General features: G+C 58.1%; 10 protein-coding genes. 8 read left to right on the forward strand and 2 right to left on the reverse strand.

All coding sequences use genetic code 11. The annotated features are described in order from the left end of the window. Positions 1 to 142: 142 nt before the first annotated feature. The 3 genes from N6P30_RS15620 (at position 143) to queE (ending at position 3,135) form a co-directional block, all read left to right on the forward strand. Complete coding sequence (locus N6P30_RS15620; protein ID WP_023294452.1) at positions 143 to 1,702, forward strand: PTS transporter subunit EIIC; 1,560 nt, start codon at positions 143 to 145, stop codon at positions 1,700 to 1,702. After that, complete coding sequence (locus N6P30_RS15625) at positions 1,702 to 2,391, forward strand: N-acetylmannosamine-6-phosphate 2-epimerase (RefSeq protein ID WP_023294451.1); 690 nt, start codon at positions 1,702 to 1,704, stop codon at positions 2,389 to 2,391. The genes N6P30_RS15620 and N6P30_RS15625 overlap by 1 nt, the downstream gene beginning before the upstream one ends. A 72-nt stretch (positions 2,392 to 2,463) precedes the next feature. Next, entirely contained in the window at positions 2,464 to 3,135 is a 672-nt protein-coding gene (gene queE / locus N6P30_RS15630; RefSeq protein ID WP_021241905.1) for a 7-carboxy-7-deazaguanine synthase QueE, read from the forward strand. Between the two features lie 88 nt (positions 3,136 to 3,223). On the opposite strand, the gene queD is transcribed toward queE, so the two are convergent. Further along, positions 3,224 to 3,586, reverse strand: a complete 363-nt coding sequence (queD, locus tag N6P30_RS15635; protein WP_023294450.1) for a 6-carboxytetrahydropterin synthase QueD — start codon at positions 3,584 to 3,586, stop codon at positions 3,224 to 3,226. Positions 3,587 to 3,892: 306 nt separating this feature from the next. Here queD and cysJ point away from each other — a divergent pair, with 306 nt between their 5' ends. The 3 genes from cysJ to cysH are packed head-to-tail and all read left to right on the forward strand — an operon-like array spanning position 3,893 to position 8,160. Further along, on the forward strand, positions 3,893 to 5,698 hold the full coding sequence (gene cysJ / locus N6P30_RS15640; RefSeq protein ID WP_023294449.1) for an NADPH-dependent assimilatory sulfite reductase flavoprotein subunit: 1,806 nt from the start codon (positions 3,893 to 3,895) through the stop codon (positions 5,696 to 5,698). Beyond that, entirely contained in the window at positions 5,698 to 7,410 is a 1,713-nt protein-coding gene (gene cysI, locus N6P30_RS15645; protein WP_008499617.1) for an assimilatory sulfite reductase (NADPH) hemoprotein subunit, read from the forward strand. The genes cysJ and cysI overlap by 1 nt, the downstream gene beginning before the upstream one ends. A 15-nt stretch (positions 7,411 to 7,425) precedes the next feature. After that, complete coding sequence (cysH, locus tag N6P30_RS15650) at positions 7,426 to 8,160, forward strand: phosphoadenosine phosphosulfate reductase (RefSeq protein WP_008499616.1); 735 nt, start codon at positions 7,426 to 7,428, stop codon at positions 8,158 to 8,160. 98 nt (positions 8,161 to 8,258) lie between these two features. Here the strand turns inward: cysH and N6P30_RS15655 are convergent, their stop codons facing one another. Continuing rightward, positions 8,259 to 9,302 carry an aminopeptidase gene (locus N6P30_RS15655; RefSeq protein WP_008499615.1) on the reverse strand — a complete coding sequence of 348 codons (1,044 nt, stop codon included), beginning with the start codon at positions 9,300 to 9,302 and terminating at the stop codon, positions 8,259 to 8,261. Positions 9,303 to 9,539: 237 nt separating this feature from the next. On the opposite strand from N6P30_RS15655, the gene cysG reads away from it, so the two are divergent. Both cysG and cysD read left to right on the forward strand, forming a co-directional pair. Continuing rightward, positions 9,540 to 10,898 (forward strand): siroheme synthase CysG, encoded by a 1,359-nt coding sequence (cysG, locus tag N6P30_RS15660; RefSeq protein WP_023294448.1) that lies wholly within the window; start codon positions 9,540 to 9,542, stop codon positions 10,896 to 10,898. 9 nt (positions 10,899 to 10,907) lie between these two features. Continuing rightward, entirely contained in the window at positions 10,908 to 11,816 is a 909-nt protein-coding gene (cysD, locus tag N6P30_RS15665) for a sulfate adenylyltransferase subunit CysD (protein ID WP_008499613.1), read from the forward strand. Positions 11,817 to 11,818 lie beyond the last annotated feature (2 nt).

An 11,818-nucleotide genomic window follows, 5' to 3' on the forward strand; every position in this document is an offset into this window, starting at 1 on the left:
TGCGACTAGTGTGGCGGAAAGCGGGGGAAGGATGCCAGTCATTTCGAAAAAGTATGATCGTTGTCCTGGTTTTTGATGATAATTTTCACTATCTAAAATTAATATGGTAAAAATTTTCATCTATTAATGGGGGGATGAAAAAATGATGCAAATATTCAGTGGGGCTTCTTCAGGGGGATGGTTTGAAAAAGCGCAGCGCTTTGGCAAATCCTTTATGTTGCCGATTGCCGTGCTGCCTGCGGCGGGTCTGCTGCTGGGGATAGGCGGCGCGCTATCCAATCCCAACACGCTGGCGGCCTATCCGTTTTTAGACGTGAGCTGGCTGCAGGCCATTTTCACCATCATGAGCAGCGCAGGATCCATCGTGTTTGCGAACCTCTCGGTGCTGTTTGCGGTTGGGGTCGCCGTCGGGCTGGCAAAAAGCGATAAGGGCACGGCGGGGCTGGCGGCGCTTCTCGCGTTTCTGGTGATGAATGCCACCATCAACGCGCTGCTGATCCTCACCGGCAAACTGGCGCATGAGAACCCGGGTGCGGTGGGGCAGGGCATGACGCTGGGTATTCAGACGCTGGAAACCGGCGTCTTTGGCGGCGTGGTGATTGGGCTGGTAACCTGCGCGCTCCATCATCGGTTTAACAAGATTGCACTTCCGCAGTTCCTGGGCTTTTTTGGCGGCTCGCGCTTTGTTCCTATCATCAGCTCGCTGGCGGCGATACTCGTCGGTGCGCTCATGACCGTGGTCTGGCCGCATTTCCAGAAGCTGATTTTTGGTCTCGGCGGGCTGGTGGATGCGACCGGCTATCTGGGCACTTTGCTGTACGGCTTCATTTTACGCATGCTGGGTCCGTTCGGTCTGCACCACATCTTCTATCTGCCTTTCTGGACCACCGCGCTTGGCGGGAGTGAAATCGTCAACGGACACCTCGTGGAAGGCACGCAGCGGATCTTCTTCGCTCAGCTGGCTGACCCGAACACGCAACATTTCTATGAGGGCACGTCACGCTTCATGTCCGGGCGCTTTATTACGATGATGTTTGGCCTGCTCGGGGCGTGCCTGGCGATGTACCACACGGCAAAACCCGAGAACAAAAAACGCGTTGCCGGGCTGCTGCTTTCTGCGGCGTTAACCTCGTTCCTGACCGGGATTACCGAGCCTATCGAATTCTCGTTCCTGTTTATTGCGCCGGTGCTCTACGTCATCCATGCGCTGTTTGACGGGCTGGCATTCATGCTCGCGCACATGCTGCATATCACCATCGGGCAAACCTTCTCCGGCGGTTTCATCGACTTCGTGCTGTTCGGCATTTTGCAGGGAGAAGCCAAAACCAACTGGATGTTCGTTCCGCTGGTCGGCGTACCGTGGTTCTTCCTTTACTACTTTACCTTCCGCTATCTGATTAACCGCTTTGATTTCGCGACGCCAGGTCGGGAAAAGGAGGCGATGGCTGATGAGGTCAGTTTGCCGCAAAACGAACGCGCAGCCGCGGTGATCGCCGGATTAGGCGGAAAAGAGAATCTGGACGAGGTGGACTGCTGCGCCACGCGTCTTCGCGTCACGGTTAAAGACGGCAGCAAAGTGAATGAGTCGGCACTGAAAGCCACCGGGGCGCGCGGCGTTATCGTGCGCGGCAACGGCGTTCAGGTCATTTATGGCCCGCACGTCACGATTATCAAAAACGAAGTGGAAGAGATCTTATCGTAATGAAAACTGTACTGGATACCCTGAAGGGAAAACTGGTCGTCTCCTGTCAGGCGCTGGAAAATGAACCGCTGCACAGCCCGTTTATTATGTCGCGCATGGCGCTGGCTGCGGCACAGGGCGGGGCTGCCGCCATTCGCGCGAACAGCGTGGTGGATATCGAGGCCATCAGGCAGCAGGTGTCTTTGCCCGTCATCGGCATCATCAAACGGGATTATCCCGAAAGCGAGGTGTTTATCACCGCGACAATGAAAGAAGTGGATGAGCTCATGAGCGTCTCGCCGGACATCATTGCGCTTGATGCGACGGCGCGGCCACGTCCCGGCGGAGAATCTCTGGAAACGCTGGTCTCACGCATCCGCGCACGTTATCCCGCGGTGCTGCTGATGGCGGATATCTCCTCCGTGGAGGAAGCCGTGACGGCGCAGGCGCTGGGCTTTGACTGCGTCGGCACCACGCTTTACGGCTACACGGCGGAAACGGCGGGCCATTCACTTCAGGAAAACGACTGCGCGTTCCTGAAGGCGGTGCTGGCCGCCGTGACGGTGCCCGTGGTTGCCGAAGGCAACGTGGATACCCCCGAGCGTGCGGCCAGGTGTCTGGCGCTGGGCGCGCATACGGTGGTGGTCGGCGGCGCGATCACCCGTCCGCAGCAAATCACGGAACGGTTTATGGCGGCGATTGGCGCGTAAAGCACCGATGGAGCATGACCATCCGGCGGGGATCTGCGATACTTATCGTTTATCCCCTTTACTGAGATGACTATGCAGTACCCGATTAACGAGATGTTCCAGACCCTGCAAGGCGAGGGTTACTTTACCGGCGTTCCCGCTATTTTCATTCGTTTACAGGGATGCCCGGTTGGCTGTGCCTGGTGTGATACCAAACATACGTGGGATAAGCTCGCAGATCGGGAAGTGTCGCTGTTTAGCATTCTGGCGAAAACCAAAGAGAGCGATAAGTGGGGCGCGGGCAGTGCCGAAGATCTGCTCGCCATCATTGGTCGTCAGGGCTGGACGGCGCGTCACGTGGTGATCACCGGCGGTGAACCCTGCATCCACGATCTGACGCCGCTGACCGAGCTGCTCGAAAAGAACGGCTACAGCTGCCAGATCGAAACCAGCGGCACCCATGAAGTGCGCTGCTCGCACACCACCTGGGTGACGGTATCGCCAAAAGTGAATATGCGCGGCGGGTATGACGTGCTGTCTCAGGCGCTGGAGCGCGCGGATGAGATTAAGCACCCGGTAGGACGCGTGCGTGATATCGAAGCGCTGGATGAACTGCTGGCCACGCTGACGGACGAAAAGCAGCGGGTCATTGCCCTGCAGCCTATCAGCCAGAAAGACGATGCAACGCGCCTGTGCATTGAAACCTGTATTGCGCGCAACTGGCGCCTGTCGATGCAGACGCACAAGTATCTGAATATCGCCTGAAAAAAAGCCCGGTGGCGCGAGCGCTTACCGGGCCTACGGTTCCAGGCGATTGTAGGCCGGGTAAGGCGAAGCCGCCACCCGGCAAGCATCACTCGCCGCGATAGATGCAGCCCGCGGTGCAGGTCTCTTTGATCATCACCGCGCTCAGCAGCGGTACCCGCGGTTTCATCTGATCCCAAATCCATTTTGCCAGCACCTCGCTGGTCGGGTTTTCAAGGCCCGGGATCTCATTCAGGTAGTAGTGATCCAGACGATCGTAGGTCGGCTTAAACGCCGCCTTCAGCTCGGCAAAATCCATGATCCAACCGGTATGCGGATCAACTTCACCGGTGATCTCAAGACGCACCATGAACGAATGCCCGTGCAGACGGCCACATTTATGCCCTTCAGGGACATGCGGAAGGTGGTGGGCGGCTTCGAAGGTGAAATCTTTAAACAGTGTGGTGGACATGATCGCTCTCAGTAATGCGGAAAAAACCGCCGCATAGTACCGGAAAGCACAATTTTTAGCATTAACTAAAACGGCTCTGAGCGGCAACCGCCTCGTATACGGGGGGTTTATCGCTATTTGTTCTTATATTTCAAATAATTATTTAATCGGTTTTATCGCTAAGCATGACAACCAAAACAGGTTAGTCCATTTGGTTATTTATTATTTCCATCCCTTCTTTAATTGTTATTATCCTCGCCGTTAACCTTATCTTCAGTTTGGATTTATTCGCTTAAAGTCCGCTTGGCTACTGGAACATAACGACGCATGACAACACAGGCCCCACCTTCAAATTTGCTTCCCCTGAACCCGGAGCAACTGGCGCGCCTTCAGGCTGCCACCTCTGATTTTTCTCCCACTCAGCTTGCCTGGGTCTCCGGTTATTTCTGGGGAATGCTCAATCAGCAGCCTGGCGCTGTGGCGGGTGCACCGGCCACGGCCGTAGAAATTCCGGCCATTACTCTGATTTCCGCCTCGCAGACGGGTAACGCCCGCCGCGTGGCCGAAGCGCTGCGTGACGACCTGCTGGCCGCCAGGCTGAACGTGAACCTGGTCAACGCCGGGGATTATAAATTTAAGCAAATCGCGTCAGAAAAACTGCTGGTAGTGGTGGCTTCTACGCAGGGTGAAGGTGAACCCGCAGAAGAAGCGGTGGCGCTGCATAAGTTCCTGTTCTCGAAAAAAGCGCCGAAGCTGGATGGCACGGCGTTTGCCGTCTTTGGCCTGGGCGATACCTCCTATGAATTCTTCTGCCAGTCCGGCAAAGACTTCGACAGCAGGCTGGCGGAGCTGGGCGCAGAGCGCCTGCTGGACCGCGTTGACGCAGATGTCGAATACCAGACCGCCGCCGCTGAATGGCGTGCCCGCATCGTCGACGTGCTAAAAGCGCGCGTGCCGAAAGAGACGTCAGCCCAGGCCGCGTTCACCGCGACGGGTGCTGTTAACGACATCCACACCAGCCCGTACACCAAAGAGGCGCCGCTGGCGGCGAGCCTGTCGGTGAACCAGAAAATTACCGGCCGCGATTCCGAAAAAGACGTTCGCCATATCGAAATCGATCTCGGCGACTCGGGCCTGCGCTATCAGCCTGGCGATGCGCTGGGCGTCTGGTATCAGAACGATCCGGCGCTGGTGAAAGAGCTGGTTGAGCTGCTGTGGCTGAAAGGCGACGAGCCCGTCACCGTTGACGGCAAAACGCAGCCGCTTTCTGAAGCGTTGCAGTGGCATTTTGAGCTGACGGTGAATACCCCGAATATCGTCGAAAATTATGCCACCTTAACGCGCAGCGAATCCCTGATGCCGCTGGTGGGCGACAAGGCGAAGCTGCAGCATTACGCCGCGACGACGCCGATTGTCGATATGGTGCGCTTCTCTCCGGCTCAGCTGGATGCCGATGCGCTGATCGGCCTGCTGCGTCCGCTGACCCCACGCCTGTATTCCATTGCCTCGTCTCAGGCCGAGGTGGAGAGCGAAGTGCATATTACCGTCGGCGTGGTGCGCTACGACATCGAAGGTCGCGCCCGTACGGGTGGGGCATCGGGCTTCCTGGCAGACCGCGTGGAAGAAGAGGGCGAAGTGCGCGTCTTTATCGAGCACAACGACAACTTCCGCCTGCCTGCAAACCCGGAAACGCCGGTCATCATGATTGGCCCGGGCACCGGCATTGCGCCGTTCCGCGCCTTCATGCAGCAGCGTGCGGCGGATGGCGCACCGGGTAAAAACTGGCTGTTCTTCGGCAACCCGCACTTTACGGAAGATTTCCTCTACCAGGTGGAGTGGCAGCGCTATGTGAAAGAAGGCGTACTGACCCGCATCGATCTGGCCTGGTCCCGCGACCAGAAAGAAAAAGTATACGTACAAGACAAACTGCGCGAACAGGGCGCAGAGCTGTGGCGCTGGATCAATGACGGTGCCCACATTTATGTCTGCGGCGACGCCAATCGCATGGCGAAAGACGTTGAGCAGACTTTGCTGGAAGTGATTGCCGAATTCGGCGGTATGGATGCCGAAGCGGCGGATGAATTTTTAAGTGAGCTGCGCGTTGAGCGCCGTTATCAGCGAGATGTCTACTAATGAGCGAAAAACATCCAGGGCCACTGGTGGTCGAAGGTAAACTGACAGACGCCGAGCGCATGAAGCTGGAAAGCAACTATCTGCGTGGCACCATTGCTGAAGATCTGAATGACGGTCTCACCGGCGGTTTCAAAGGCGACAACTTCCTGCTGATCCGTTTCCACGGCATGTACCAGCAGGACGACCGCGACATCCGCGCCGAGCGTGCAGAGCAGAAGCTGGAGCCGCGTCACGCGATGCTGCTGCGCTGCCGTCTGCCGGGTGGGGTGATTACCACCAAACAGTGGCAGGCGATCGACAAGTTTGCCGGTGAAAACACGATCTACGGCAGCATCCGTCTGACCAACCGTCAGACCTTCCAGTTCCACGGCATTCTGAAGAAGAACGTCAAGCCGGTGCACCAGATGCTGCACTCCGTTGGGCTGGACGCGCTGGCGACCGCCAACGACATGAACCGTAACGTGCTCTGCACCTCGAACCCGTATGAGTCCGAGCTGCACGCCGAAGCGTACGAGTGGGCGAAGAAGATCTCCGAGCACCTGCTGCCGCGCACGCGCGCCTATGCGGAGATCTGGCTCGATCAGGAAAAAGTCGCGACTACGGACGAAGAACCGATCCTCGGCCAGACCTACCTGCCGCGTAAGTTTAAAACCACGGTAGTGATCCCGCCGCAGAACGATATCGACCTGCACGCCAACGACATGAACTTCGTGGCGATTGCCGAAAACGGCAAGCTGGTCGGCTTTAACCTGCTGGTGGGCGGCGGCCTGTCCATCGAACACGGTAACAAGAAAACCTACGCCCGTACCGCGAGCGAGTTCGGCTTCCTGCCGCTGGAGCACACGCTGGCCGTGGCGGAAGCGGTGGTGACGACCCAGCGCGACTGGGGTAACCGTACCGACCGTAAAAACGCGAAAACCAAATATACCCTGGAGCGCGTGGGCGTGGAGACGTTCAAAGCGGAAGTGGAGCGTCGCGCGGGCATCAAGTTTGAGCCGATCCGCCCTTACGAATTCACCGGTCGCGGCGATCGCATTGGCTGGGTGAAGGGTATCGACAATAAATGGCACCTGACGCTGTTTATCGAAAACGGCCGTATTCTGGATTATCCGGGGCGTCCGCTGAAAACCGGTCTGCTGGAAATTGCGAAGATCCATAAGGGCGAGTTCCGCATCACCGCTAACCAGAACCTGATCATTGCCGGCGTGCCGGAAAGCCAGAAGGCGAAGATCGAGAAGCTGGCGCGCGAACATGGGTTGATGGATGCGGTGAAGCCGCAGCGTGAAAACTCAATGGCCTGCGTGTCGTTCCCGACCTGTCCGCTGGCGATGGCGGAAGCGGAACGTTTCCTGCCGTCATTCACTGACAAGGTAGAAGCGATTCTGGAAAAACACGGCATTCCGGACGAGCATATTGTTATGCGCGTGACGGGCTGCCCGAACGGCTGCGGTCGCGCGATGCTGGCCGAACTGGGGCTGGTGGGGAAAGCGCCGGGTCGCTACAACCTGCACCTGGGCGGTAACCGTATCGGCACGCGCATTCCGCGTATGTTCCGCGAGAACATCACCGAGCCGGAAATTCTTGATTCCATCGACGAGCTTGTCGGGCGCTGGGCGAAAGAGCGCGAAGCGGGTGAAGGCTTCGGCGACTTTACGGTGCGTGCGGGCATCATTCGCCCGGTGCTCGATCCCGCCAGGGATTTCTGGGAGTAAACACGAGAGGTAATTATGTCCGTACTCGATCTAAACGCCCTTAATGACCTGCCAAAAGTCGAACGCATTCTGGCGCTGGCAGAAACCAATGCCCACCTTGAAAAGCTGGACGCCGAAGGGCGCGTGGCGTGGGCGCTGGAAAACCTGCCGGGAGAGTATGTGCTCTCGTCGAGCTTTGGTATTCAGGCGGCGGTCAGTCTGCATCTGGTGAATCAGATCCGTCCGGACATTCCGGTGATCCTCACCGATACCGGCTATCTGTTCCCGGAGACCTACCAGTTTATTGACGAGCTGACGGACAAGCTCAGGCTGAACCTCAAGGTCTACCGCGCGACGGAAAGCGCGGCCTGGCAGGAGGCGCGCTACGGCAAGCTGTGGGAGCAGGGCGTTGAGGGCATTGAGAAATACAATGAGATCAACAAAGTTGAGCCGATGAACCGGGCGCTGAAAGAGCTTAATGCGCAGACGTGGTTTGCGGGCCTGCGCCGCGAGCAGTCCGGCAGCCGGGCAACCTTACCGGTGCTGGCGGTGCAGCGCGGGGTGTTTAAAGTGCTGCCGATTATCGACTGGGATAACCGGACGGTGTATCAGTACCTGCAAAAGCACGGGCTGAAATACCATCCGCTGTGGGACCAGGGCTATCTGTCGGTGGGCGATACCCACACCACGCGTAAGTGGGAACCGGGCATGGCGGAAGAAGAGACGCGATTCTTCGGGCTGAAGCGCGAGTGCGGGTTGCACGAAGGGTGATAACCTTTTTGCCCGGTGGCGCTGCGCTTACCGGGCCTACTAAGGCTCGTTCCATATGTAGGCCCGGTAAGGCGTAGCCGCCACCGGGCTTAACGGCCTCAGGCTTTCCCCGCTTTCGCCAGCTCCTTCACCAGCGGCAGCATCACCTTCACCACATCACGACTGCGGTGCTCAATCCGCTGCGGCAGCGCGCGATCGATGTGCTGCTGATTGTCCAGCATCACGTTGTGCCAGCTCGTCCCGTCCGGGAAGGCCTTCGATTTAGCCCGCTGCTGGTAGCCATCTTTTTTGCCCAGCGCCCAGTTCGTCGCTTCCACGTACAGCACCGGAATGCCCGCCTTATCGAACACTTCCCCGTCGTTGCAGCAGCCTGTGCCTCGCGGATAATCCGGGTTACCGCCGGGGTTGCTGGTGGCATAAACCCCATGGCTGCGGGCTATCGCCAGCGCCCGGTCGCGCGTCAGTTTCCGCACGGTACCCGGCGTACTCTGCCCGCTGTTGAAATAGAGCTTGTCGCCGACGATCAGGTTGTCGAGGTTGATCACCAGCAGCGTATTTTTCTTCTCCTCAGCGCTCATACGCTTAAGGAGATTCTCAGCGCCGAGTTTGCCCTCTTCCTCACCGCTGGTGGCAACAAAACGAATGCCATATTGGGTGGGAATATCTTTCATCCGCTCGGCCAGTTCGAGCATCACGCCCAGGCCTGCGGCATTGTCGTCCATGCCCTGCAGCGTCAGCCCGCCAAGATTGTTATCCGTATCGGCGTCACTCATCGGGGCGTAGGTATCAAGGTGCGCCATAATGATAATTTGCTCTTTTGCGCTGCCTTCGTGGGCCGCAATCACCGTACTGCCGGTCACGTTATGCCAGTTTTTCGTTTTATTGCGTGAGGTATAGACGTAGCGGCTGTGAAACGATCGGATATCGCTCTGGTAACCCATGTCGGCAAACTGCTGACGAAGATAGTCCGCGGAGAGCATTTCCGCAGGCGATCCGGTCATGCGGCCAGGGAAAACGGTGGCAATATGCCGCGCCTGCATAGTGGCGATTTCACCATAAGGTTGGTTTTTTGCCTGGGCAGGAAGAATAAAGCAAACGCCGAGCGCCAGGGCAGCAATACGGTGGCGCGTTGCGGAAAACATAGTGAGTCCTTAAAAACAGAGCAAAATAATAACCCGCCTAGTATGAAACTGTGATCGTCCATACACAATTTGAATCGTTCTTAAATGCCCGAAATTTCGCGCGTTAAGCACTTTTTGGTATTAGCTTTTTCACAGCGTTATTCCATTGAGTAACTACTCATTCCAATTCGTAATTTCATTCGGTCTAAGCCGCCCCCTATAGTCCCTCTATTCCTCGTTGTTAGTGAGTTGTTGCCTGTGGACTATCTGCCCTTATTTGCTGCGATTAAAGAGAAACCGGTGCTGGTGGTTGGCACGGGTGAAATCGCCGATCGCAAAATCGCGTTTCTGCAGCGCGCAGGGGCCCAGGTGAAAGTCGTTGAAGAGGCGGATTTCGACGAGTCACAAATCGACAGCGTCGTGCTGGTAATTGCGGCGACCGACGATCGTGAACTGAACCAGCGGATCTCCGACGCCGCTCAGGCCCGTTACCGCCTGGTGAACGTGGTGGACGACCAGCCTTTATGCTCGTTTATTTTCCCGTCGATCGTTGACCGTTCGCCGCTGCTGGTGGCGATCTCCTCCGGCGGTACCGCACCGGTGCTGGCGCGCGTGCTGCGGGAAAAAATCGAAGCGCTGCTGCCGACCAGCCTCGGGCGCATGGCGGAGAAAGCCAGCTACTGGCGCAACCATCTGAAAACCCGCCTGACCAGCGTGACGGAACGCCGTCGCTTCTGGGAACGCGTGTTTCGCGGCCGCTTTGCCAGCCTGATGCATGCCGGTAATGAGACAGCGGCGCAGAAAATCCTCGAGGACGAACTGGATAGCCCCGGCAGTACGGGCGGGGAGATCATTCTGGTGGGCGCGGGGCCGGGCGATGCCGGGCTCCTGACGCTGCGCGGCCTGCAGGTGCTGCAGGATGCGGACGTGGTGTTCTACGACCATCTGGTCACCGACGGCGTGCGCGAGCTGATCCGTCGCGACGCGGAGCAAATCTGCGTCGGCAAACGGGCGGGTGAGCACTCGGTGCCGCAGCACGACACCAACCAGATGCTAATTGACGCCGCGAAAGCGGGCAAAACCGTGGTGCGCCTGAAGGGGGGCGATCCGTTCATTTTCGGTCGCGGCGGCGAAGAGCTGCAGGCGGCAGCCGAAGCGGGCGTTCCGTTCCAGGTGGTGCCCGGCATCACGGCGGCTTCTGCGGTAACGGCCTACGCCGGTATCCCGTTGACCCACCGCGATTACGCCCAGAGCGTCACCTTTGTGACCGGCCACTACAAGGCGGACAGCACGCCGTTCGACTGGTCGCATCTCGCCCAGAGCCGCCAGACGCTGGCGATATACATGGGCACGATGAAGGCGGCGGACATCAGCGAACAGCTTATTCAGCACGGTCGCGAGGCGACGACCCCCGTCGCCGTCATTTCTCGCGGCACGCGCGTCGATCAGCATGTTGCTGTCGGCACACTTCAAGACCTTGCAACCCTGGCGAAAGACGCCCCGATGCCTGCCCTGATCGTGGTGGGGGAAGTGGTGCAGCTGCACAGCACGCTCGCCTGGTTTCAGCACACAACCGATACAGAAGGCTTTGGTTCTTCTGTTGTAAATTTGGCTTAAGGAACGGTTATGGACCAAAAACGTCTTACACACCTGCGGCAGCTCGAAGCGGAAAGTATCCATATTATCCGCGAAGTGGCCGCCGAGTTTTCTAACCCGGTGATGATGTACTCCATCGGCAAAGATTCCAGCGTCATGCTGCATCTGGCGCGTAAAGCGTTTTATCCGGGCACGCTGCCGTTCCCGCTGCTGCACGTGGACACCGGCTGGAAATTCCGCGAGATGTACGAGTTCCGCGATCGTACCGCGAAAGCCTACGGCTGCGAGCTGCTGGTGCATAAAAACCCGGAAGGGGTGGCGATGGGCATTAACCCGTTCGTGCACGGCAGCGCCAAACACACCGATATCATGAAGACCGAAGGGCTGAAGCAGGCGCTGAATAAATACGGTTTTGACGCGGCCTTCGGCGGCGCGCGCCGTGACGAAGAGAAGTCCCGCGCCAAAGAGCGTATCTACTCCTTCCGCGATCGCTTCCACCGCTGGGACCCCAAAAACCAGCGCCCGGAGCTGTGGCACAACTACAACGGCCAGATTAACAAAGGCGAAAGCATCCGCGTCTTCCCGCTCTCCAACTGGACCGAGCTGGATATCTGGCAGTACATCTATCTGGAAAACATCGAGATCGTTCCGCTGTACCTGGCCGCCGAGCGCCCGGTGCTGGAGCGTGACGGCATGCTGATGATGATCGACGACGATCGCATCGACCTGCAGCCGGGTGAAGTGATCAAAAAACAGATGGTGCGTTTCCGCACCCTCGGCTGCTGGCCGCTGACCGGCGCGGTGGAATCCAACGCCCAGACGCTGCCGGAGATCATCGAAGAGATGCTGGTGTCGACCACCAGCGAGCGACAGGGGCGCGTGATTGACCGCGACCAGGCAGGCTCCATGGAGCTGAAGAAACGTCAGGGTTATTTCTAAGG

The sequence above is a fragment of the Enterobacter sp. PL1 genome (assembly GCF_945957325.1).
In the GTDB taxonomy this organism is placed as follows: domain Bacteria; phylum Pseudomonadota; class Gammaproteobacteria; order Enterobacterales; family Enterobacteriaceae; genus Enterobacter; species Enterobacter roggenkampii.

What these genes read in the sequence shown, in the direction of transcription:
- N6P30_RS15620 (WP_023294452.1), top strand. Translation starts at nt 143, where the DNA reads ATGATGCAAATATTCAGTGGGGCTTCTTCAGGGGGATGGTTTGAAAAA.
- N6P30_RS15625 (WP_023294451.1), top strand. Translation starts at nt 1,702, where the DNA reads ATGAAAACTGTACTGGATACCCTGAAGGGAAAACTGGTCGTCTCCTGT.
- queE (WP_021241905.1), top strand. Translation starts at nt 2,464, where the DNA reads ATGCAGTACCCGATTAACGAGATGTTCCAGACCCTGCAAGGCGAGGGT.
- queD (WP_023294450.1), bottom strand. Translation starts at nt 3,586, where the DNA reads ATGTCCACCACACTGTTTAAAGATTTCACCTTCGAAGCCGCCCACCAC.
- cysJ (WP_023294449.1), top strand. Translation starts at nt 3,893, where the DNA reads ATGACAACACAGGCCCCACCTTCAAATTTGCTTCCCCTGAACCCGGAG.
- cysI (WP_008499617.1), top strand. Translation starts at nt 5,698, where the DNA reads ATGAGCGAAAAACATCCAGGGCCACTGGTGGTCGAAGGTAAACTGACA.
- cysH (WP_008499616.1), top strand. Translation starts at nt 7,426, where the DNA reads ATGTCCGTACTCGATCTAAACGCCCTTAATGACCTGCCAAAAGTCGAA.
- N6P30_RS15655 (WP_008499615.1), bottom strand. Translation starts at nt 9,302, where the DNA reads ATGTTTTCCGCAACGCGCCACCGTATTGCTGCCCTGGCGCTCGGCGTT.
- cysD (WP_008499613.1), top strand. Translation starts at nt 10,908, where the DNA reads ATGGACCAAAAACGTCTTACACACCTGCGGCAGCTCGAAGCGGAAAGT.